This is a genomic window from Alkalihalophilus pseudofirmus (assembly GCF_029094545.1).
In the GTDB taxonomy this organism is placed as follows: Bacteria; Bacillota; Bacilli; order Bacillales; family Bacillaceae_D; genus Alkalihalophilus; species Alkalihalophilus pseudofirmus.
On sequence record NZ_CP117835.1, the window covers coordinates 3,512,394 to 3,536,474 of the forward strand.

Here is a 24,081-nt window from a genome sequence, read left to right on the forward strand (position 1 = left end):
TTTTAACAAATATACTATACCTTATTTTACTGAGTAAACCTTATTACTTTATCATGTACCGCTGTCTTTGTATATATTAATAACAGCAATAAAAAGACATGGCCATGAAGTATGCTTATTCACAGAAAAAAGACGACATTTCATTTAAATAAAAGAGTCGTCTTCTTCTTCGTTGCTCTATATATTACTAACTTGCTGGCCGTTCTGCTTCGTCCATCCATTCGTCTCCTTCAACCACGCGGGAAACAAGCATACTAGATACGGCATCCCCTGAAGCATTAACCATCGTTGCAGGCGGATCAACCAACGTACCGAGAATTGCTAAAATAGGGAGAGCCTCCATCGGAAAACCATACATCGTAATGATCAGCATTTCCCCTATAAATCCACCGCCAGGCACCCCGCTCATCACAGTCCCTACTAACAGAGAGATACCAATCGCAATAGCGAACGTTTGAAAGCTTAGAAAATCCATTTGAAAAATCCCAAACAAGAAAGCAATTTTTAAGATGGCCGCCAAGGCTGAGCCATCCATATGAATCGAAGCACCAAGCGGAATCACCACATCCCGTACATCTTTATGTACACCCATCTTTTCTGTCGCTTGCAAGTTGGCTGGAATGGTCGCTACACTGCTTCCCGTCGATAAAGCGGTCACTGCTGGTGTTAAAATATTTTTCCAAAACACCTTGACTCCGGGCTTCCCTCCGGCAATAAAAGCATATAACGTAAAGCCAATCAGGAAATAGAGAATCGCAACCGGGTAATAGACGATCATTGCTTTTGCATAGCTTCCTAAAAGTTCTGGCCCGAATACCCCTACTAATGAAGCGAAATAAGCGCCGAGACCAATTGGAGCATAATACATAATAATGCCGACAAGCTTGCGCATCACTTGAGCGCCGCTATTTAAAAATTGTGCAAAAATACGTCCCTCGCTTCCGGCGAGATTCGTTGCAAACCCTACTAATACACTCATAATAATCAAAGCGAGCATACTCGTTCTTGAGAAAATATCAACGAAATCAGGAACAGTCACAGCTTGGACAATTTGAGCACCTAGACTAAGTGACTCATCGATTTCTTCTGGGGTTTCAAATTGAATTGACACACCAGCAGCTGGCGGCGATAGAGTGACCGCTGCAATCATGACGATCGAGGAGATAATGCCCGTTACAATAAAGACAACCATCATCCACGTCATAATTTTGCCAAGCCTCTTTAAGTTTGACATATTGGCAATCACCGCACTAATCGAGAAAAAGACGAGCGGTACAACAATCGTGAACATGAGATTTAAGAAGATATCGCCTAAAGGCTTCAACACTTCTGCTCGTTCACCTAATAAAATACCTAAAATACTACCTATAATAATGGCTGCTATTAAAAATAAAGGAAAACGATATGCTTTCAATCTAGTCAGCTCCTTTCCTATTTATAGTAAGTCATTTCTTTCCAAATGAATAGATCCATAAGTCTCGAGAAGATCATTACTCATAAAAAAAGAACTCTGCCGGAGTAAGGCTAGTTCTTGACCCTACCATCCTTCTGACGTACCTTACAATTCCTGCATAGATTAGAATAGCTTTCATACTTTCTGCACCATACTACTATATGGGAATGACGAAAAGATGAGGAGTGTAGTATATGAAAGCTGTGACGTATCAAGGAAATCACTCAGTTGAAGTAAGTGAAGTGCCCGATGCAAAGCTTGAAAAACGAGATGATGTGATCGTTCGTATCACCTCGACAGCTATTTGCGGGTCTGACCTTCACTTGTATCAAGGAAATATGCCTTTGCCAAAAGGATATATCATCGGTCATGAACCGATGGGAATCGTAGAAGAAGTAGGACCTGATGTCGAGCGAGTCAAAAAAGGAGACCGCGTCGTTATTCCATTCAATGTTTCCTGTGGTGAATGTATGTATTGCCAGCATGATTTGACCAGTCAATGTGATAATTCTAATCCTCACTATGATTCCGGCGGATATTTTGGATACACGGAAAAGTTCGGAAACCATCCCGGAGGTCAGGCAGAATATTTAAAAGTTCCTTTTGGAAATTACACACCGTTTGTGATTCCTGAATCATGCGAACTTGAAGATGAATCATTGCTGTTTTTAAGTGATGTGCTCCCGACTGCCTATTGGAGTGTAGTCCATTCTGGGGTTAAAAAGGGTGATACCGTTATTGTACTCGGTTGTGGGCCGGTTGGTTTAATGACCCAAAAATTTGCTTGGATGCACGGAGCTAAAAGAGTGATTGCTGTGGATTATCTCGATTACCGCTTAAGACGAGCAAAAGCATTAAATAACGTAGAAGTATTTGACTTCGCTGCGTTTGAAGATATGGGTGAATATTTAAAAGAAATTACTAAAGGCGGAGCGGATGTTGTCATTGATTGTGTGGGGATGGACGGTAAAAAATCGCCGATTGAGTTTATTGAACAGAAATTAAAACTGCAAGGCGGGACACTCGGTCCTATTCAAATAGCCACTAAAGCTGTTCGGAAAGCAGGCACTGTTCAGATCACAGGGGTATATGGGAGTCTCTATAACCAATTCCCTTTAGGGGCTTTTTTCACAAGGAATATCACTTTAAAAATGGGACAGGCTCCTGTTATACCGTTTATGCCTCTTTTATTAGATAAAATAACTAATAAAGAGTTTGACCCAAAGGAGATCATTACTCATAAACTCCCTCTAAATGAGGCGAAGAAAGGATATGAAATCTTTAATAACCATGAAGATGACTGTATTAAAGTTGTTTTAAAGCCATAATAAAAAAGCTGCACCTTACATGTTGCAACATGCAAGGTGCAGTTCGTTTTTATGATGAGCGTTTTGCCATCTGAGCTTCTGTTTGAAGGTCTACTGGAATAACGGCATCTGTTAGCTCTTTGTCTAACTCATTGCGGTAGGTGTTTAATTCCTCTTTAGACCAGCCAAGTTCAGACTTCATATAAGCCAGAACCGGCTCTTTCCATGTGCGGACCCACTGAATATCAAAGAATAGAGCCCCTGTGCGGCGAATAAAGAAATCTACAGGCTTCACTGTCATCTCATCATTCATTGCATATTTTAATTTCACATATACATAAAGGCTAAGCTTTGTCTCTTCTTCACTCTTATAATCTTTAGCATAAGAGAAGAGTTTATCAACATTAGAGCCATACATGCCAGCAAGCTTTTTACCTTCCTCGTACGTAAAGCCATATCCTGTTGCTTCTTCTGCTTTTTTAGCAATGAATGGCTCTAGACCAATAGATCCGCCTACATCTCCGCCTGAAATCGGGAATTTCTTTGTCCCACACGTACTGAACACTTTATATTGATCTTCTTTAAAGCGTCTGGCAATTAAATTTACAACAGACTCAGCCATTTTACGGTAGCCTGTTAATTTACCGCCAGCCATCGTAAGAAGACCGCTCTCCCCTTCCCAAATCTCATCTTTACGAGAGATTTCAGATGGATCTTTTCCTTTTTCATAAATAAGCGGACGAACCCCTGCCCAGCTTGACTCTACATCCTCTTTTGTGACAGTCACATCCGGGAACATGTAGTGGATAGCGTTTAAAATATACTCACGATCCTCAGAAGTCATCTTAGGGCTTGCCGTTTCTTGATCAAAGAACGTATCGGTTGTTCCGACATATGTTTTTCCATCACGAGGAATCGCAAACACCATGCGGCCGTCCGGAGTATCAAAGTAAATCGCTTGGCGCAGCGGGAACACCGATTGATCAATCACTAAGTGAACCCCTTTTGTTAGACGCAGCTGCTTATTGGTTTCAGAGTAATCCTTTTTAATAATCTGATCGACCCAAGGACCTGCTGCATTAACTACTTTTCTCGCATTAATTTGATACGTGTTTTCTGTCAGACGATCAGAGACGACAGCACCAGATACTTTCTTATTTTCATCATATAAGAAGTCTTCTGCTTTCGTGTAGTTAATAATATCTGCACCATGCTCAGCTGCTGCTTTAATAACCTCAATTGTCAGGCGTGCATCATCTGTTCTGTACTCTACATAATAACCGCCGCCTGTTAAGCCGTCCTTTTTCACAAGCGGTTCTCTGTTTGCTGTTTCTTCAGCTGAGAGCATTTTTCTGCGCTCAGACTTCTTAACTCCAGCTAGCATGTCGTATACAAACAACCCAAGGGAAGCACTGTTCTTTCCGAATGTTCCGCCCTTATGCATCGGCAGCATCATCCATTCAGGTGTTGTTACATGCGGTCCATTTTCATAAACGATCGCACGTTCTTTACCAACTTCAGCTACCATCCCGACTTGGAATTGCTTTAAATAACGCAGACCGCCGTGAACGAGTTTTGTTGAACGGCTAGATGTACCTGCCGCAAAATCCTGCATTTCCACAAGGGCTACTTTCATTCCACGCAGGGCTGCATCTAGAGCGATTCCTGCTCCAGTAATACCCCCGCCGATAATTAATACATCATATTGCTCTTTTTCCATTTGTTTAAATTGATCTGATCTAGTCCGTGCTGAGAAATGTGTGCTCATGATCCTCACAACCTCCACTTATATTTTTGTATACAAAAAAGACACCGAGAAACGACAACAAGCATAATAACAAGTTCGTTATTACGCGCATTGGTTCTCCGTGTCTCCTACCGTCTATTAACTTAACTTCATCATAACATAGTTTTATCTGTTTGGATAGCAAGAAGCTTTTGGGAAAAAGAGACTGTGGCTAAACCAACTTGAAAATCACGTATGCTAGAGGAGAATTGCCGCTCTTAAACTATACTCCTATGAGTTAGTGCTTTTTTCGGGGAGTTAGAGGAAGTTCGTCATGTCACCCTTAAGTTCATAGAAAAACAATAAATGCAGTGTAGGCTCAACGCTCCTGAAATATACTGCGCTTTCCGCGTGAAGCTGCTGAGCCTCCTCGGGCTATAGCCCTGTGGGGTCTCAGCCCAGCTTTACATCACGCAGGAGTCTCCGTATATTTCATCCGCTAAGTTATTGCTTTATTGCTTTATGTAGTTATTATGTGGATCGATTTAGTCAGGTTCAGTTCAAATTATTAACCGGGCCTTTGTTTACTAAAGTCATTTAGCAGCGAACAAAAGTCGATGAGGGACCACTACACTACCTCCTCGCTCTGTTGATTGGAGCGGAAGGGACTCGACTCCTGCGGGATGTGCGTGGCCATGGGAGACCCCACAGGAGCGAAGCGACGAGGAGGCTTCCGGACCGCCCGCGGAAAGCGAGTCCCTGCAGCGGAGATCAACCACTACTGCAGGGAGGTGTTTTTAATAGCTTCAAGTGCGTGGCCATTATTTCTCCAACAAGAGCGGAGCGTTGCAGAAACTCCTGGGCCGCCCGCAGAAAGCGAGTCCTTGCAGCGGAAATCTACCACTACTGCAGGGAGGTGTTTTTAATAGCTTCAAGTGCGTGGCCATTATTTCTCCAACAAGAGCGGAGCGTTGCAGAAACTCCTGGGCCGCCCGCAGAAAGCGAGTCCTTGCAGCGGAAATCTACCATTATTAATAGGAGGGGCTGTTTCAGCTCCCTCCTTTTCATCTGCTTGATCTGTACTTTATCCGATCTTTAATCCTCTAACTCTAGATGTTCTTTTAGCTTAGTTGATAGGGATGCAAGCTCTTCTTCATCAGGAGAGAAATAATAAATACCGTCTTTCTTTATATCTTCTCCTTGTAATTCATGCTGTTCGATTTGATCAATAGCCACATTATAAGTGGAATAAATGTCCCATAGTTCTCCTAAAGAGAGATTCGTTAAAACATTATCTTCTACGACTTTTAGAATATCATTGAAATTAGTGAGTGAAGAAATACTCGACCCCTTTTCCATCACCGCTTCCATTACTTCACGCTGCCTTTCTTGGCGTCCGAAATCATCATCCGGATCTAAATGCCTCATACGAGCATAACCAAGCGCTTTTTCGCCATCAAGCTTAATCGTTCCTTCAGGGTAATGCATTTCATGAAAAGTAAACTCTTGATCATTTTCTACCTCGATACCCCCTACCGCATCGACGGTATCTTTAAAGCTTTCCATATTCACTTTCACATAGTAATCTACCGGCACATCTAAGAAATGCTCCACCGTATAAACAGCCGTTTCTCTGCCGCCTAAGGCATGCGCATGACTGATTTTATCTTTTGTTACATAACCTCTTATATCCACCAGCGTATCACGTGGAATACTGACCATCTGGATCGACTCCTGATTAGGATTAATCGTTAGAAGGATCATCGTATCGCTGCGCCCAAGATCTTCTCGACCTTCAAGTTCATCTACTCCCATTAATAAAACAGAAATAGGATCTCCTTCATCTAAGTTAAGTTCTTCGAGCCGCTTTTCAGACTTTGAACGATCCAAGTTTTCTTGAATACTGCCAAAAGCAGACGTCGCAGCACTCCACACATATCCACCCGCTCCAACTACAAGTACTAGAGCAGCCGTCATTAGAATAAGGATAATTTTTTTCATTTTATCTGACATGTCGACACCTCCATTCTAGCTTCAGCTTAAAAGACGTAAATGCCCAACAGCAGATTGAGCATTTACGATTTATTTCCTGATTTAATTCCCCATTGCGAGTTAAGCAGCAGGGCTTGTCTCTGACTTTGTTTCCGTTTGATAGTTTCGGCCTGTACGAGATACTTTGTTCCAATCAGTGTTGAAGAAGTACTCAATGGTCCCGTGCATAACAATGTACATCAGAGCAAATCGATAAACAAATACATCTAAGAGAATCGTTACAAATAAAGACGGGATATCTTTCCACCTAAATCTAAACCCGTGATAGCGATTCATAATGAGCGCAAAAATATCATAAACGACCCCGAAGATAAGCAGGAAGGTTAGATAGTACAGCACATAAGCTAGATACGATTCCGGCGGCGATATAATCGCGTTGGCAATAAAGAAGCCGGTCATAATAAAGGCTGAAACAATTCCGACTAAAAATGATTCGAAAATATAGAAGAAAGAAACAGCCTTCCTAAATAAGGTCTTTCTAAAGAAGGAGTGGAAATGAATCACACAATCAATATAAGCCTTCTGCCACCGTACACGCTGCTTGAAAAAGTCGGTCCATGTTTCAGGCATCTCGGTATATGAAATGGCCTCTTTTAAATGAATAACTTTCTTATTTATATGCTTTGCGATGTACTCATGCATTTTCAGCGTGATGTCAATATCCTCGCCAATCGTTGAACGGTACCCTCCTACTTCAAGCAATGCATCTTTTCTAAAAATCCCAAATGCCCCTGAAATAACCGCTAGCGCGTGAAAACGTGCTAATGATATTTTGGTTATATAGAAGGCTTTTAAGAAATCAAACATTTGCAAGCGGACAAGGAAGTTAGCGTGACGCAGCGATAAACGCTTGAGCGGGTTCTTTGTTTTCGTTTGCAGGACATGCACCATCCCTCCAGCAGCAACCACATCTTGATCTTCAAAAGCCTCATTTACTTTCGGCAAGGCATTTTCAGTTAAGACAGTATCGGCGTCTAATGATACGACGATGTCCTCTCCGGCATATTCAATCCCAGCATTCAGCGCATCCGCTTTTCCTCCATTTTCTTTATCAATAACGTAAATAAACGGATACAGTTCGGATTGATAGACACCCCTCACTCGTTTATGCGATAATTTTTGTAAAGGGTTTTTCGTACTCGGCTTAAGCTTTAAATACGTATTTAACAATGAAAACGTCTGGTCTTTCGAGCCGTCATTAATATAAATAACTTCCTTCTTTTGATAAGGCAAGGAGCTCATATTTTTTAATGAGGTTTCGATGATCCCTTGCTCGTTGTAACAAGGAACCAACACACTGATGCCTTTTTCTTCTTCAAGCTGCCTTCTAATACTCTCACCTTTTGATTTGAACCAAGGCAGAGAATGAAGTAAATGAAGTGCAGGAAAAATAATCCCTAATATAAAGAAGACAAAAAACAGCTTCTCAAAAAACTCACTCCATTTAAATAAATCCTTAGCGTCCCATAATCCGCTTCGTCTCAAATCAGCAATCCCCGTGATTGCCCCGTTGACTTTATTTAGCTCCAGTGCTTGAATACCGCCAAAATAGACGGCAAGCTGCCTGTTTTGAAACTGATAGCCCGCTCGTGCAATATCGCCTAATACGTCCTCAGGAAAGCCATCTTCTACATATAAGACATCATCTTCCCCGTAAAACCGTTTGGCATCCACTGCATCTTCAAGCGGCTCATCGAAATAGAGGTGCCTTGATAACACCTGGGCCATGACAGGAGGTATTCGGTTCCCTCCAGGCGTCCCAATTCCAATCACTCGCTCGTCCTCTACATAAATAGTAGGTGCCGATAAACTTCTTGAACGTTTATTGGGTGCATATGCGTTTGGAGAATTAGCGAACTCACTAAATTGCTCAGTAGAATTATTGATAAAAAAACCAGATGTATATTCACCAGAACCAAAGAAGTTGCTCAGAGTATCGGTCGCTGATACGACCATTCCATCAGGATCCACAACGACAAAATGTGTCGTATCTGTTTTTTCATCATGTTCTCTTTCTTCATCAAAGATCGTTTCTTCGGATGGTTCAGAAAGTGAAATTTGACTTGCTAGCTCTTTAATATGTTCGTCGCTTGTCAGCTCGTCCACATCAACATCAGCAAATTCCGGATCCCCCACTTTTGTAATCCGCTCGTTCTTTGTAATCTTTGAAATTTCATTCATAATATGAACAAATTCAAATTCATTGTCTTTCGTTTCCTCTATATTCATTTCTTCCGCGAGAAGCATAGACTGCACAACAGAAACCCCGGCAAGAGGAGCACTTGCAGAGTATAACGTTCCATTTTCAAGCTCACCTTTTACTGCTTCAGTTCTTTCTACTTCATATGCAGCTAACTCTTCAGCATCTATATAAGGAACTGCCGCTGTGAATTTCTCACCAATTTCCCCTGCATAAAAGGCTCTTGGCCCCATTTCCTGGATAGCCGATAATGTCTCTGCTAACTCTGGCTGCTTTAAGCTGTCTCCAGGCTCAATAGTCTGACCGTTTGGGAAGAAATGTGGAAGTTCTTCAACTGGCAGACGAGGTTTCGCAGCTTCAAGCCGTTCCCAAAGAAGATAGTCGACTTCAAACCCCTCTTCTGCAAGAGTAACCGCCGGTGAAATCAGATGTTCCATCGGTGTTAACCCAAGATCCTCATGAATCTCAGCAAGTCCTCTGACTTGTCCTGGGACGCCCGTTGATTGTTCATTCCATTCTTCATCAGATGTTGCACTTGCCCGGTAATCATACACAACCGGCTCTTCTTTCTCAGGTGGTAAAATAAGCATTTGACCGCCTCCGCCAATCCCAGATCCATATGGTTCAACTACACCTAACACATAGGAAACAGCAATTGCCGCATCAACAGCATTTCCTCCATTTTCTAGAACCTCCATCCCCGCTTCGACTGCAGCAGGGTGGGAAGCACTGACACCGTAATTATCGTATTTACTTTCTTTAGGTAATCCTTGTTCTTCAGCAGAAGCCGCATGCATTGGTATCAGACTGCTTAAGACAAGACTATTTATGATAAATAAAATAGCTGCTTTCTTTATAAACAAATAACCGTTCACCTCCGTCTTCCTATATAAAATACATTCGTATCCTATATCAATAAGACGGACCCTGCAATTGTGTGCTGAGCGGTGATAACGAGGTGGCGGCAGTCATTCTTAGTACTATTTCATTATCGTTCACTATGCTTTTTTCACCAAAAACAGAGATACACCCTAAATTAAATTAAGCACAATGATACCTTCATCTTTCGAATACCTAACATTAATCAAGACGTTTTGCACATGCATTCCCGTACTGAATTAGTTACTTCAAAACTAACCTAATTCGACTTATTCCTTTTTTACCGGCCTATCCTCCTCTTAAAATCCAATTTTTTTACAATTTAATTAAACGAAACTAACAGAGGGTCATCCACTATTGGCATGATGCCGCTTTAACTTTTGTTCCCGTATGAGCTAGGCATTATTTTTTTGGACAATTTTATAGGGGTTTTCATTTATTTTGGATGATTGGTATAAAAGCTGTAATCGGTTTCGAACAATGTTTAAACATTACGAGTGGAGGTATACGTAGAAAGAATACAATTCTAAGGAGGGCTTTTGATGTCACATGAGAAATATAAGTCAATGATAACGACGTTGCATGAATGCATGACTGCTTGTAACCATTGTTATGACTCTTGTTTAAAAGAAGATCACCTTGAGATGATGAGAGATTGTATTCGATTAGACCGAGAATGTGCCGACATATGCAGTTATTTTGAACAAGCTCTAGTTAGAGGCACACCTTATGTAAGTGAGCTCGCTGCCTTATGTGCAAAAATTTGCGAGGATTGTGGAAATGAGTGCAAAAAGCACGATCACGACCACTGCCAAAAATGTGCAGAAGCATGCTTTAAGTGCACGGAAGAGTGCAGAAAATTAGCAGCTTAGTATCTATGCAAAATGAGGCTGGGACTGTTGATATATCAACAAAAAATAGCGTACCAAATCATTGCAAATTGGTACGCTATTCTTATTCCTATTTTTATTCTCTATCTCAAAACGATGTTTTTATTATGAAAAAGCTTCTAAGCCAAAAACAAAATGAGCGACTAGAAACACGATAATCATTAATACAATTCCCACTACTAGTCCTGTGAACGGCTCTTTAATATCATTATTCATTGATTTCATCTCCTCTAATGTGTGAGTTGTTTATAACTTGTGAATAACATTAGAGTGAGCGAAAAAAGTACTTTGATATTTGATCGTCATGAGTAAACTTTTTTTCCTAAGTAAAGGAATAGATGATTTGAGATAAAACTGGAGATGAGCTGAAATACTGTCTGCACAAGCTGAGACATAAGCCTTTAAAACATAACCCGTATATTCAATGGTTGGTCCAGAGCTCAGTCCTCCCAGCTTCTCTAGCTCGTCTAGTTCATGAGTAATGTATGCAGGATGATCGTAATGATCTTCTGGTAAGAGTACATGGCTGTATGAACTCACAATGACTGACAACAAAAAACTAACGATAAGTAAGCCTTTACCCATCCTACACACACCTCCCCTACCTTATTTTTGATTCGACCTATTTTTGATTCGTCTCTGTGGATAATCGTACTATAATCTAGTTTTTTCCTTTTGTCTACTGAATATGTGAATAAGAAGTGGATAACGTCTGCTTCAAAAAATAGCAACACCTTCTGACCCTGAAAACATTTGGGAAACTCTTAAATATGTATCTTCAGTTAATGCGTTAAGAAGATGTTTTGTTTATGGAGATTACTTTATAAAGAAAGGAGCTGTATTAATGTTAGAAAAAAACTGAAGCTGCTTATTTAGCCGGAATTATTGATGGGGAAGGTACAATTTCTTTAACTAGAGCGCATTTGAAAGAAAATCGTAGACCTGTTATTTCTATACCGAGTAATGACAGGGAACTATTAGACTACATTAAGAACCTGGTTGGAGGTTACATTACATCAAAGAAAAACTACAAGCCTGGAACTCATAAAGATTCTTATGTTTTATCGGTCAAGAATAAAAGTATGGTTATGAGTATTCTAAGAGACATTATTCCCTATCTCAAAATAAAACAAAAGAAATTACGGGCTCAATTTATATTAGATCATTACGAAAACGTGACTTGTCGGAATGGTAAATACACTGATGAAAAATTAATATTAAAACGAAAATTCGAGCAAGATTTTTTCTCTTTATAACAAAACAACCCGATCACCTGGTGCAGTGATCGGGTTGACGGTATAAGTATGGTGGAGACGGTGGGACATGTAATTCCATGCTTTCGCAATGGCACTGACTATATCTTGAACTTGATCAACAAGTCCCTTGGCGTATTATGGAACATATATTTTATGCAATCTATTGCAGAATGCTCCATCCTAGTACTACCTTGTAGGCAGCCTATAAGTCGATACACGGCTGTTGGATTGCTCCACATACCGCTCGGCATCACCTTATCATAACGTATTCGTCATGACGTAGACTTCACCGATAAAGCCAAGTTATCACTCATGCGTCACCACATGAGGCGACTATTCCCATAATCGAACCCACGTCCAGAAACAACGACACTTATGCTTCTACGAGTGTAGTTACTGTATTAGCATTTCGCCAATTCTTCTGCCCAGTAACAGGCGTCCGAACGGCTAGTCTGATCAATCTCTTCCTTCGCTCACAGACGGAGAGCAGCCGGCGTAGCCCACTTAGAGTGAGTTCCAGTACCTACCACATGGGCGATGGAGGGTGGAACCGCAGAGTGCTATTAGGCAGCTACTGCGAAGTTGTTGTTTTCTTTGCCAGTTATAGGCTTTGGCGTTTTAACGAGGCCGACCCCCTCGACTCGCAACATAAGCACGACCTATCCCTGTCGAATCCTAAACGTCCCCATGTTGTAAAAAATATGGGGGATCTCTTCGTGTTACCGAAGCCATCCGTTGTAATCAAAAGCCCAGAACATCTGTGCTCTGGACTTCTTATTATAGCATCCCTTACTTTTTCTTGCAACTGGAAGTGTTACCCTCTCATCCGGTCCTTTAATGCACGTTCTACTTCACGTTTGGCATCCTTACGCTTAAGCGTTTCACGTTTATCAAAGTTCTTCTTACCTTTTGCAAGTCCGATTAAAATTTTGGCATAGCCGTTTTTAATATAGACCTTTAAAGGAACAAGTGAGTAACCTTGCTGCTTGGTTAAACCAATTAACTGATTGATTTGCTTTTTGTGAAGCAGCAGCTTGCGGGCACGTTCTGGTTCATGGTTGTAACGGTTTCCTTGTTCATACTCACTGATATGAGCGTTATGAAGGTATACTTCACCATTTTTAATCCGCGCAAACGAGTCTTTTAAATTCATACGGCCTGCACGCATCGATTTAATCTCAGTTCCCTGCAGCACCATACCCGCTTCATATGTTTCTTCAATGAAATAATCATGTCTTGCTTTTTTATTTTGGGCAATTACTTTTCCTTCTGTTCCAGCCATTGTCCGACACCTCGTCATTCTTCATTCTTTCATCTTAGCAAATAGAAGCGGAATGCGTCAATCAGCGCATGTGGAGTCATCTCTGTAATAAAAGGAAAGGCTGTCTACTTAAATAGACAGCCTGCATGAGTGTTAACGTTTTTTCTTACGTCCTTTTTTACGCTTCACACTTGGCGCATTCTCATAAAAAGCACGTTTCTTTTTCTTCTTACTAGAACCATTACCGCCCTCGCTTAAATTAAGCCCTTTGCTGTTTCCTTTTTTACTGCGCCCGCCTCGTCTACGGTCGCCTTCTTCGCCGCCTTGACCTGCGCGTTTTTTTCGTTTACCGCCTTCAATGACTTTCGGACGGCCGCGGCCTTCTCGCGGTTTACGCGGCTTCATGCCTACTACTTCAAAATCAATTGAAGCTTCGTCGACATTAACATTGAGCACACGTACTTCAATTTCATCTCCAATACGGAAGACTTGGCCGGTACGCTCACCGATCATCGCATATTGCTTCTCATCATAGTGATAGTAATCATCTGTTAAGTAGCTGACATGCACAAGACCTTCAATTGTGTTCTCAAGCTCAACAAACAAGCCAAAGTTGGTCACACCGCTGATCATGCCTGGGAACGTTTCACCAATTTTATCTTCCATATATTGAGCTTTTTTCACACTGTCGGTATCACGTTCTGCCTCCACCGCACGACGCTCCATTTCCGATGCGTGTCGAGTAAGATCTGGCAGCTTTTCACGCCAATGCTCCTGCGTCTCAGCATCGACATTGCCCTTGATTAAATACGTACGAATTAATCTGTGGACAAGTAAATCCGGATAACGACGGATTGGAGATGTGAAATGTGTGTAGAACTCTGTCGATAACCCAAAGTGGCCTAAGCTGTTCGGGTCATATTTTGCTTGCTGCATCGAACGAAGCATAACCGTACTGATCACCGTTTCCTCAGGCTCGCCTCGAACTTCTTCTAAAAGCTTCTGCAACGCACGTGGATGAACCGTGTTGGCATTTCCGCGTACGACATAGCCGAAGTTTGTAATAAACTCTAAGAATTTAGTGAGCTTTTCAGCATCCGGGTCTTCGTGAATACGATAAACAAACGGCAGCTTCAGCCAGTGGAAATGCTCAGCAATCGTTTCATTCGCTGCCAGCATAAATTCTTCAATTAAACGCTCAGCTACAGAGCGTGAACGAAGAACCACATCATTTGCTTTTCCTTCTTCATCCACAAGAACCTTTGCTTCTTTAAAGTCAAAGTCAATGGCTCCGCGCTCAAAGCGTTTGTTGCGAAGAATCGCTGCAAGCTTCTCCATTGCTTCAAAATTTGGAACAAGGGACTCATAGCGAGCTTTTACTTCTTCATCATTATCCACTAGAATCTTATTCACGTCTGAATAAGTCATTCGCTCAGTTGTTTTAATCACACTTTGGAAAATCTCGTGGTTAACCACTTGTCCATCAGGCGTGATTTCCATTTCACACGACAATGTTAAACGGTCCACTTGTGGATTCAAACTACAGATTCCATTTGAAAGTCGGTGCGGAATCATTGGAACAACTCGGTCTACTAAATACACACTAGTCGCCCGATCAGCCGCTTCCTTATCAATAGGCGACCCTTCTGTGACATAATGACTGACATCAGCGATATGAACACCTAGTAAGAAGTTCCCGTTACTAAGCTGCTTTACATGAACCGCATCATCTAAATCTTTCGCATCGGCGCCGTCAATCGTGACGATCACTTCATCTCTGAGATCACGGCGGCCTTCGATATCTTTTGGATCAATTTCATCACTAATTGAGTTGGCATGCGAAAGCACCTCATCTGTAAATTCAAGCGGAATGCCGTGCTTGTAAATAATCGAGAGAATGTCCATCCCTGGGTCATTTTTATGCCCAAGAATTTTCGTCACTTCTCCTTCTGCACTCATTCGGCCTTCAGGGTACTTCGTAATAGATACGACGACTTTATGTCCGTCAACAGCACCTTTATTTGCAGTACTTGGAATTAAAATATCATTTGGAATACGCTTGTCATCAGCTACAACCATTCCGTATGAATCATGATCTAAGTATGTCCCCACTACATCGGTGACACCCCGTTCTAAAATACGGACAACCTTTCCTTCAGGCCTGTCACCTCTTGAATGCTGGTGCAAACGGACAAGTACCGTATCACCATTCATCGCACTTTCAAGGTCTGCTTGAGATACATACACATCTTTCTCTCCCTCAATATCAGGGATAATAAAGGCGAACCCTTTGGCATGTCCTTGTACACGGCCTCTGACAAGATTCATTTTTTCCGGAACCCCGTAACGGTCGCTTCTTGTACGAACGACAAGACCACGGGCCTCCATTTCATTTAATGATTTCACTAGCTCTTTAAAGTTCTCGCTACCTTCTACTTGAAAAACCTCTTCAAGCTCAGCTACAGAAACGGGCTTCTCGGCTTCGTCGCGAAAGTAGGTCAACAGTTGCTGGATTTGTTCTTCATTCATTTTATAATCTCCTTTCGGTACAAACAGCCCCGCCTGTTCTGTTCTATACAGTCCAGTCTAATCCTTCTAAAAATTGAAGAATATCTTCATGAAGCTGTTCTTTTTCTTTATCTAATGTAATAACATGGCCTGATTCCTCATACCATTTTAATGATTTTTCATCTGATTCGATTTGATCATGGATGATATTTGCACTTTCGGTGTCAATCATCTCATCATTCCTAGCCTGCACCACAAAAGTTGGAGAATAAATATGATCGAGATGATTGTGAACATCTTGTATTAACTCACCAAGGGCACTAAGCGTTCCCATCGGTTTAAATGCCTCCATCTCTTGATTGATCACATCATCTGACTTTTGTTCACGCTTTTTATATTCACGGGCATAGGCTAGAACGCCTTTATACATCGCATCCTCTGTTTTTGGGCGAACGGGAGCGCACATTGGCACAATACCCTTTACAGGTAAAGTGTACCCGATTTTCAGGGAGAATACCCCGCCAAGAGAAAGCCCGCACACCGCAATTTCTTCATAACCTTTTTCTTTTAGGTAGTTATATCCTGCCTCAACATCCTTCCACCAATCTTCAGGACCTGTATGAACAAGCTCTTCAGGAGGAACTCCGTGACCCTTGTATAAAGGGGCGTGGCATGTGTACCCTTCTTTTTGTAAGTGGCGTCCGATCATTCTCACATCGGCCGTTGTTCCAGTGAAACCGTGCAACAGAAGAACTGCACGGTCCCCTCCTTCAAATGTAAATGGCTTAGGTGCTACTACTTTCATGTTCGTCTTCCTCTCTTGATTTAAATGAATCTATATCGGTTCCGTCAAATAAAAATTCTTCAATTACTTCAATTAATACGTCACGTTCAAAGCCGTGGCAGATCATATGATTCGACTTCTCTAAAAAGCGAAGCTCCTTCTCCTCTGAGGTAATCATATCGAATAAATACTGCGCACTCTTTTTGGGGACCACACCGTCTTTTCCCCCTTGAATAATAAGAGTGGGAATATTTACTTTAGCTAAATACGGCCGGATCAGTTTCACTGCCTGCATAAATTGAAAAACCGCAGCCATGGGGGTTTCAAGAACTTTTTTACGGTATAAGTTATAAGTGAAATCATCCTTTAACTCACCGCGAAACTGCATTCGTACAGCTTCTTTCAAATCTTGCAACAGCTGCATTGGATTCAAGTAATAAGCTGCGGCACTAAGGAGCACCAGCTTTGATACAGGATATTTAGAAGCTATATAACAGGCTAACATACCGCCCATTGAAAAACCAATCACATACACTTTTTCACAGCGGTCTAATAATTCTTTGACCGCCACTTCAGCCATGTACACCCATTCTTTATACGTAACGTCTTTTAAATTGCCGCTAGGTCCGTGTCCAGGAAGCGTTGGGGCATAGACAAGCCACCCTTGTTTTTGCAAATGAGAGGCCACAGGCTCCACTTCCCACGGTTCACCGGTAAAGCCATGCAAACAGAGGCATCCGATCATCTCTCTCACCCTTCTCTGCTGTTACTATGATTGTACCCGATTGACATGTTTTACAATCTTCTTTTCCATACATTCTCTATATCTTTATGCTTCCCTAACAAAAGAAGCAGCAGGTATCGCACCCGCTGCTTAGTAATTACATGAAATATGCGACGGCAATTGTTAAGACAAAGAACAATACCGCAAGAACAACTGTCGCTCGGCTTAACACTGCATCAATTCCACGCGCTTTTTGCTTACCTACTAATTGTTCTGCTCCACCAGAGATTGCACCAGATAAACCAGCACTACGTCCAGATTGAAGTAGAACAACCGCAATTAACGCGATTGAGACGATAATTAATAAAACAAAAGCAACCGTTTGCACCCCTTCTACACCTCCAAGCACAATATGCGCTTCTATAACTTTACCACAAATAAGAGTGTTGTAACAACATTATTTACAGAATCGATTAATAACTAAATAAAGGATGTGCGACGTAAAATAAGGACTTTACCTCGTAAATTCTACGCTTGAGGCTTTCCATGCCATAATTGTTGATTTCCGCTCCAATCAACAGAGCGAGAAGGTTGTATAGTGCTCCCTCAATATAAGTAGCACTTAGTGAATAGAACTGAGCCTATTAACTACATCAATCCACTCGATTCAGGGAGAAAGCAATAACTCAGCGGATGAAATATGCGAAGACTCCTGCGGTGCCTAAAGCAGGGCTGAGATCCCACAGGGCATAAGCCCGAGGAAGCTCAGCAGCTCACCGCGGAAAGCGAAGCATATTTCAGGAGCGACGACTTTGCTATAACCTTTGTTTGAGGCACTTTATGTTTAATTGCTTTTAAAGTATAACTAAATCGCTCCACATAATAATTACAAAAAGCAGTAACCCAGCGGATGAAATATACGGAGACTCCAGTGGCACCTAGAGCAGGAGTGAGATCCCACAGGGCATAAGCCCGAGGAAGCTCACTGGCTCCCCACGGAAAGCGAAGTATATTTCAGGAGCGACGACTTTGCTATAACCCATGTTTAAGGTACTTGTTTTTCAAGATTGGTAAGTAATCTACAAAAGAAAAAGAAGCGCATCGTCATGCGCTCCTTTTCATCGATTTATTACTTCTTTAAGTTGTAGAATGCACTGCGGCCGCCGTATTGAGCAACGTTAGCCAGCTCGTCTTCGATGCGTAGAAGTTGATTGTACTTCGCTACGCGGTCTGTACGAGAAGGTGCACCTGTTTTGATTTGTCCAGCATTTGTCGCAACAGCGATGTCAGCGATTGTAGCATCTTCTGTTTCACCAGAACGGTGAGAGATAACTGCTGTGTAACCAGCACGCTTCGCCATTTCGATTGCTTCAAATGTCTCAGTAAGTGTACCAATTTGGTTCACTTTGATTAGGATTGAGTTACCAATCCCTTTTTCAATACCTTCAGAAAGCTTTGTTGTGTTTGTAACGAATAGATCGTCACCAACAAGCTGTACTTTACCGCCAAGACGATCTGTTAACAGCTTGAAGCCATCCCAGTCGTTTTCGTCTAAGCCATCTTCAATTGAGATGATTGGGTATTTAGAAACAAGCTCTTCATAGAATGAAACCATTTCTTCTGAAGAAAGAACTTTACCTTCGCCAGAAAGATGGTATTTACCGTCATCTTTGTTGTAGATTTCAGAAGCAGCAACATCCATTGCAAGAACCACTTCTTCACCTGGCTTGTAACCAGCTTTTTCGATTGCTTCAATGATTGTTGAAAGTGCTTCTTCATTTGAAGATAAGTTAGGAGCAAATCCACCCTCATCACCTACAGCTGTGTTGTAGCCTTTGCCTTTAAGAACAGCTTTTAGGTTATGGAAGATTTCAGCACCCATGCGTAATGCTTCTTTGAAGTTTTCAGCACCGATTGGCATAACCATGAATTCTTGAATATCAACGTTGTTATCAGCGTGCTCACCACCGTTGATGATGTTCATCATTGGAACAGGAAGCTGCTTCGCGTTGAATCCGCCAAGGTATACGTATAAAGGTACACCAAGTGCTTCAGCAGCAGCATGAGCTACAGCCATAGATACACCAAGAATTGCGTTAGCGCCTAATTTAGATTTATTTTCCGTACCATCAAGCTCAATCATTAATTGGTCGATACCAAGTTGATCTAGAGCGTCAAAGCCAATAAGCTCAGGAGCAATAACGTCATTTACGTTATCAACTGCTTGAATAACTCCTTTACCCATGTAGCGCTCGCCGCCATCACGTAATTCTACTGCTTCATATTCACCAGTAGACGCACCGCTTGGTACAAGCGCACGGCCCATCGCACCAGACTCAAGATATACTTCTACTTCTACTGTAGGATTACCACGTGAGTCAAGGACTTCGCGTGCGTAAACATCTGTAATCATTGTCATAATGTAGTCACTCCTTAAAATTTAAAATAGTTTCTTTCCAGTCATTTCGTTTGGCTGAGAGCCGCCAAGTAGGGCAAGTACTGTAGGAGCTAAATCAGCTAAAATTCCATCTTCACGTAGTGTGAGACCTTCTTGTGTGACGATAACAGGCACTCGGTTTGTAGTGTGCGCAGTCATTGGCTTATTATCAAGCGTTATGACTTCATCGGCATTACCGTGGTCCGCAGTAATGACAGCCGCTCCGCCTTTAGCAATGATTGCATCGACTATTTTACCTAAGCACTCATCCACAGTTTCTACAGCCTTAATTGTCGGCTCAAGCATGCCTGAGTGTCCAACCATATCAGGGTTTGCAAAGTTAAGGATGATCGCATCGTGCTTGTCTGCTTCAATGTCTGCTAGAAGTGCGTCCGTTACTTCATAGGCACTCATTTCAGGCTGAAGGTCATACGTTGCCACTTTTGGAGAATCGATTAAAATACGTTCTTCTCCTTCAAATGGCTCCTCACGTCCGCCGCTGAAGAAAAATGTCACATGTGGATACTTTTCTGTTTCGGCGATACGTAATTGTTTGTAGTTTTGCTGTGCTAATACCTCACCTAATGTGTTATCTAGGTTTGTTGGTTTAAACGCCACATAGCCGTCGACTGTCTCACTAAAGTGCGTCATACACACATAGTGAACGCCTGTTGGATGAGCTGGTCCACGCTCAAACCCACGGAAGTCTTCGTTTGTAAATACTTGTGACATTTGAATCGCACGATCCGGACGGAAATTGAAGAAAATCACCGCGTCATCATCTTGTACCGTACCCACTGGCGTACCGTCTTCATTCGTCATCACAGATGGAATGACGAACTCATCATGGATTCCGTTTTCATAGCTGTCTTTTAACAGCTCGAGCGGATCTTGATAAGTTGGTCCTTCGCCATAAACCATTGCGCGATATGACTTTTCAACACGGTCCCAGCGACGATCACGGTCCATCGCATAATAACGCCCGTGCAGGCTGGCAAGTTGGCCTGTACCGAGCTCGGTTAATTTCTTCTCAAGCGCTTCAATGTAAATTTCGGCTGATGTTGGTCCGACATCACGTCCGTCTAGGAATCCGTGAACGTACACTTTCTCTACTTGTTCACGTTTTGCTAGTTCAAGAAGGGCAAATAGATGATCGATATGACTGTGTATACCACCATCTGATAATAACCCATAAACATGAAGTGCGCTATTCTTTCTCTTCACATGATTGATTGCTTCGTGGAAAGTTGCGTTTTCAAAGAAATCTCCTTCACGAATAGAAAGGTTCACACGAGTTAAACTTTGATAGACAATGCGGCCAGCTCCGATGTTTAGGTGGCCTACTTCTGAGTTCCCCATTTGGCCCCCAGGTAATCCTACCGCCTCACCAGCTGCCTCAAGTGTCGCATGCGGGTACTTGTCCCAATAACGATCAAAGTTTGGTTTTTTTGCTTGTGCCACTGCATTTCCTAACACTTCATCGCGCATGGCGAATCCATCAAGGATAATGAGTGCTACCGGCTTCTTGCTCATTTACCTGCCTCCAAAAGCTCAAGAAATGATTTTGGCTCAAGACTAGCTCCGCCAACAAGTGCCCCGTCAATATCAGCTTGCGCCATGTACTCTGCAATATTTGCAGGCTTCACGCTGCCGCCGTATTGAATACGTACTGCATTTGCAGCATCCTCTGAGAAGTTAGATGCTACCACTTTACGGATGTAGGCACATACTTCGTTTGCATCTGCTGCTGAAGAAGATTTGCCTGTTCCGATTGCCCAGATTGGCTCATAAGCAATAACAGTTTCTTTTACTTGATCTTCTGTCAGGCCGCTAAGACCTTTTTCTACTTGCTCGCGAACAACATCATTTGTTTTTCCAGCTTCACGCTCTGCGTCTGTTTCACCACAGCACATGATTGGCACTAAATTGTGTTTGAACGCAGCATGTACTTTTTTATTAACTGTTTCATCTGTTTCAGCAAACATTTCACGACGCTCAGAGTGACCAATGATCACATAAGCTACGTTCATGTCTTCTAGAGCAACAGGGCTGATTTCGCCTGTAAATGCGCCATTTTCTTCAAAATGTACATTTTGTGCTCCTACTTTAAGGTCTGTACCGTTTGTTTCAGATACTAGGCTTTCAAGAAATAAAGCAGGTGAGCATACTACTGCATCTACTTCGCTGTTAGCAGGAACGTTTGATTTTACTTCTTGGACAAATTGTTTTGCTTCGCCAAGCGTTTTATTCATTTTCCAGTTACCTGCGATAATTGGCTTACGCATGTGAACCACCTCGTCCTCGTATTATTTTTCGTTTAATGCAACGACTCCCGGAAGTTGTTTTCCTTCCATGAATTCAAGGGATGCTCCGCCGCCAGTAGAAATGTGACTCATCTTATCTGCTAAGTCAAATTTCTCAACAGCTGCAGCAGAATCTCCGCCGCCGATTACTGAATAAGCATCACTTGTTGCAAGAGCATCAGCTACTGCCTTTGTTCCATTTGCAAATACGCTTAATTCAAATACACCCATTGGTCCATTCCAGATCACAAGCTTCGATTCCTCGATAACGCTGCGATATGTATCACGTGTTTTTGGTCCGATATCTAGCGCTTCCCAATCAGCTGGAATCGAATCAATATCTACTACCTCTGTATTTGCCTCTTCTGAGAAATCATCAGCGACAACCACATCTTCTGGCATGTAGAATTTCACGCCTTTTTCTTTCGCCTTATCCATAAATGACTGAGCTAAGTCAATCTTATCTTCTTCTAGAAGCGACTTCCCTACTTCATGACCTTGAGCTTTGACGAATGTGTAAGCAAGCCCTCCGCCAATGATTAAGTTGTCTACTTTTTCTAGAAGATTATCAATCACACCGATTTTATCTTTTACTTTCGCACCGCCGATAATCGCTGTGAAAGGACGCTCAGGGTTAGATAATGCTTTGCCAAGTACATCAAGTTCTTTTTCCATAAGAAGGCCGGCAACTGCAGGAATGTGTTTCGCAATTCCTTCTGTTGAAGCGTGAGCACGGTGAGCTGCGCCAAATGCATCATTCACATACACATCAGCAAGGCTTGCAAATGCCTTAGCTAGTTCTGGATCATTCTTCTCCTCACCAGCATAGAAACGAACATTCTCAAGCAATAACACATCACCATCTTGCAGGCTGTTTGCAGCGGCTTCTGCTTCTGCACCATGCGCTTCGTCTACTTTTTTAACCTCTTTACCAAGAAGTTCTCCAAGACGAGCGGCAACTGGTGTTAAACGAAGCTCTTCTACTACCTCGCCTTTAGGACGGCCAAGGTGGCTTGCAAGAATTACTTTTGCCCCTTTTTCTACTAAGAACTCAATCGTAGGAAGTGCTGCACGAATACGAGTCTCATCAGTGATTTCGCCATCTTTCATCGGAACATTAAAGTCCACACGGCAAAATACCTTTTTTCCCTTAAGATCAATGTCGCGAACGGTTTTTTTGTTCATTAGATCGGACCTCCAGTCACATTCTACTCTCTATACTTGACAGCGGAAAGGGGAGTTAGTACTCATACTCTCCTCCCCCATTGCTATCTTATTTGATTATAGTCCTTGTTTAGCGATGTATTCAACAAGATCTACAACACGGTGTGAATAACCTGATTCGTTGTCATACCAAGAGATGACTTTAACCATGTTGCCTTCCATAACCATTGTTGATAATGCATCAATTGTAGAAGAAGCAGGGTTACCATTGTAGTCACCAGATACAAGCGGCTCTTCGCTGTATGCTAGAACTCCGTTTAGAGCACCTTCAGACGCTTCTTTGAATGCTGCATTTACATCTTCAGCTGTTACTTCTTGATCAAGTTCAGCTACAAGGTCAACTAGTGATACGTTTGGTGTAGGAACACGCATAGCACCACCGTTTAATTTACCCTTAAGTTCAGGTAATACTAATGCAACTGCTTTAGCAGCACCTGTTGTTGTAGGAATGATGTTCTCTGCTGCCGCACGAGCACGACGGTAGTCTTTGTGCGGAAGGTCAAGAATTTGCTGATCATTTGTATATGAGTGAACTGTTGTCATCATACCGCGGCGGATACCGAATTTGTCGTTAAGAACTTTTGCAAATGGTGCAAGACAGTTTGTTGTACATGATGCGTTAGAGATAACATGGTGGCTTCCTGCATCGTACTTGTCTTCGTTAACACCCATAACAACTGTGATATCTTCATCAGATGCAGGAGCTGAGATGATTACTTTCTTAGCGCCAGCTTCGATGTGTTTCGCTGCATCTTCACGCTTAGTGAAGAAACCAGTTGATTCTACTACGACTTCTACTCCACGATCTCCCCAAGCAAGCTCAGCTGGGTTACGCTCAGCAGATACGTTGATTTCTTTTCCGTTTACAACTAATGCGTTGTCTTTTACTTCGATTTCTACATCAAGTACACCGTGTACTGAATCATACTTTAGAAGGTGTGCAAGCATGTTTGCATCTGTAAGGTCATTGATTGCTACAACCTCAACGTTCGGATTATTTAATGCTGCACGGAATACGTTACGTCCAATACGACCAAAACCGTTAATACCAATTTTTGTTGCCATGATAAAATTCCT

The 24,081-nt window shown here is 42.2% G+C and carries 17 protein-coding genes, 1 other RNA gene and 1 pseudogene; 3 read left to right on the top strand and 16 right to left on the bottom strand.

From position 1 onward, the window contains the following. Positions 1-187 precede the first annotated feature (187 nt). On the bottom strand, positions 188-1,414 hold the full coding sequence (locus PQ478_RS18565) for a dicarboxylate/amino acid:cation symporter (RefSeq protein ID WP_289235122.1): 1,227 nt from the start codon (positions 1,412-1,414) through the stop codon (positions 188-190). 233 nt (positions 1,415-1,647) lie between these two features. On the opposite strand from PQ478_RS18565, the gene PQ478_RS18570 reads away from it, so the two are divergent. Further along, positions 1,648-2,781: a zinc-dependent alcohol dehydrogenase gene (locus PQ478_RS18570; protein ID WP_012960374.1), complete on the top strand. Its 1,134-nt coding sequence runs from the start codon at positions 1,648-1,650 to the stop codon at positions 2,779-2,781. Between the two features lie 49 nt (positions 2,782-2,830). Here the strand turns inward: PQ478_RS18570 and PQ478_RS18575 are convergent, their stop codons facing one another. From PQ478_RS18575 to PQ478_RS18585, 3 genes are all read right to left on the bottom strand, one after another. Next, the gene (locus PQ478_RS18575; protein ID WP_289235123.1) at positions 2,831-4,528 is read right to left on the bottom strand and encodes a glycerol-3-phosphate dehydrogenase/oxidase; all 1,698 of its coding nucleotides are present in this window, start codon (positions 4,526-4,528) and stop codon (positions 2,831-2,833) included. A 1,053-nt stretch (positions 4,529-5,581) separates the two neighbouring features. Next, positions 5,582-6,499 carry an LCP family glycopolymer transferase gene (locus PQ478_RS18580; protein WP_289235124.1) on the bottom strand — a complete coding sequence of 306 codons (918 nt, stop codon included), beginning with the start codon at positions 6,497-6,499 and terminating at the stop codon, positions 5,582-5,584. A gap of 99 nt (positions 6,500-6,598) precedes the next feature. Further along, positions 6,599-9,601, bottom strand: a complete 3,003-nt coding sequence (locus PQ478_RS18585) for a gamma-glutamyltransferase (RefSeq protein WP_289235125.1) — start codon at positions 9,599-9,601, stop codon at positions 6,599-6,601. A gap of 558 nt (positions 9,602-10,159) precedes the next feature. Between PQ478_RS18585 and PQ478_RS18590 the strand changes: the two genes are divergently transcribed. Then, on the top strand, positions 10,160-10,489 hold the full coding sequence (locus PQ478_RS18590; RefSeq protein WP_289235126.1) for a four-helix bundle copper-binding protein: 330 nt from the start codon (positions 10,160-10,162) through the stop codon (positions 10,487-10,489). A gap of 264 nt (positions 10,490-10,753) precedes the next feature. Here PQ478_RS18590 and PQ478_RS18595 read toward each other — a convergent pair whose 3' ends face one another. Beyond that, positions 10,754-11,092, bottom strand: a complete 339-nt coding sequence (locus tag PQ478_RS18595) for a hypothetical protein (protein WP_289235127.1) — start codon at positions 11,090-11,092, stop codon at positions 10,754-10,756. A gap of 284 nt (positions 11,093-11,376) precedes the next feature. Between PQ478_RS18595 and PQ478_RS18600 the strand changes: the two are divergent. Beyond that, positions 11,377-11,763 (top strand): annotated as a pseudogene (locus tag PQ478_RS18600) (LAGLIDADG family homing endonuclease); the annotation flags it as partial. Positions 11,764-12,105: 342 nt separating this feature from the next. On the opposite strand, the gene ssrA reads toward PQ478_RS18600, so the two are convergent. The 11 genes from ssrA to gap all read right to left on the bottom strand — a co-directional run bounded on the left by ssrA (position 12,106) and on the right by gap (position 24,069). Beyond that, positions 12,106-12,442: a transfer-messenger RNA gene (gene ssrA, locus PQ478_RS18605) on the bottom strand. Between the two features lie 135 nt (positions 12,443-12,577). Further along, positions 12,578-13,045, bottom strand: coding sequence for an SsrA-binding protein SmpB (gene smpB / locus PQ478_RS18610; RefSeq protein WP_012960384.1), 468 nt, complete (start codon positions 13,043-13,045; stop codon positions 12,578-12,580). Positions 13,046-13,177: 132 nt separating this feature from the next. Next, complete coding sequence (rnr, locus tag PQ478_RS18615) at positions 13,178-15,553, bottom strand: ribonuclease R (RefSeq protein ID WP_289235128.1); 2,376 nt, start codon at positions 15,551-15,553, stop codon at positions 13,178-13,180. Between the two features lie 43 nt (positions 15,554-15,596). Beyond that, on the bottom strand, positions 15,597-16,337 hold the full coding sequence (locus tag PQ478_RS18620) for an alpha/beta hydrolase (protein WP_289235129.1): 741 nt from the start codon (positions 16,335-16,337) through the stop codon (positions 15,597-15,599). Further along, positions 16,318-17,061 carry an alpha/beta hydrolase gene (locus PQ478_RS18625; RefSeq protein ID WP_012960387.1) on the bottom strand — a complete coding sequence of 248 codons (744 nt, stop codon included), beginning with the start codon at positions 17,059-17,061 and terminating at the stop codon, positions 16,318-16,320. The genes PQ478_RS18620 and PQ478_RS18625 overlap by 20 nt, the downstream gene beginning before the upstream one ends. Before the next feature lie 136 nt (positions 17,062-17,197). Next, positions 17,198-17,428, bottom strand: coding sequence for a preprotein translocase subunit SecG (gene secG, locus PQ478_RS18630; protein ID WP_031311686.1), 231 nt, complete (start codon positions 17,426-17,428; stop codon positions 17,198-17,200). 741 nt (positions 17,429-18,169) lie between these two features. Beyond that, positions 18,170-19,459, bottom strand: a complete 1,290-nt coding sequence (gene eno, locus PQ478_RS18635) for a phosphopyruvate hydratase (RefSeq protein ID WP_289235130.1) — start codon at positions 19,457-19,459, stop codon at positions 18,170-18,172. Between the two features lie 21 nt (positions 19,460-19,480). Further along, complete coding sequence (gene gpmI / locus PQ478_RS18640) at positions 19,481-21,010, bottom strand: 2,3-bisphosphoglycerate-independent phosphoglycerate mutase (RefSeq protein WP_289235131.1); 1,530 nt, start codon at positions 21,008-21,010, stop codon at positions 19,481-19,483. After that, on the bottom strand, positions 21,007-21,762 hold the full coding sequence (gene tpiA / locus PQ478_RS18645) for a triose-phosphate isomerase (protein ID WP_012960391.1): 756 nt from the start codon (positions 21,760-21,762) through the stop codon (positions 21,007-21,009). The genes gpmI and tpiA overlap by 4 nt, the downstream gene beginning before the upstream one ends. A 21-nt stretch (positions 21,763-21,783) precedes the next feature. Then, on the bottom strand, positions 21,784-22,965 hold the full coding sequence (locus PQ478_RS18650; protein ID WP_289235132.1) for a phosphoglycerate kinase: 1,182 nt from the start codon (positions 22,963-22,965) through the stop codon (positions 21,784-21,786). Positions 22,966-23,061: 96 nt separating this feature from the next. Continuing rightward, positions 23,062-24,069: a type I glyceraldehyde-3-phosphate dehydrogenase gene (gene gap / locus PQ478_RS18655; protein ID WP_012960393.1), complete on the bottom strand. Its 1,008-nt coding sequence runs from the start codon at positions 24,067-24,069 to the stop codon at positions 23,062-23,064. Positions 24,070-24,081: the final 12 nt, after the last annotated feature.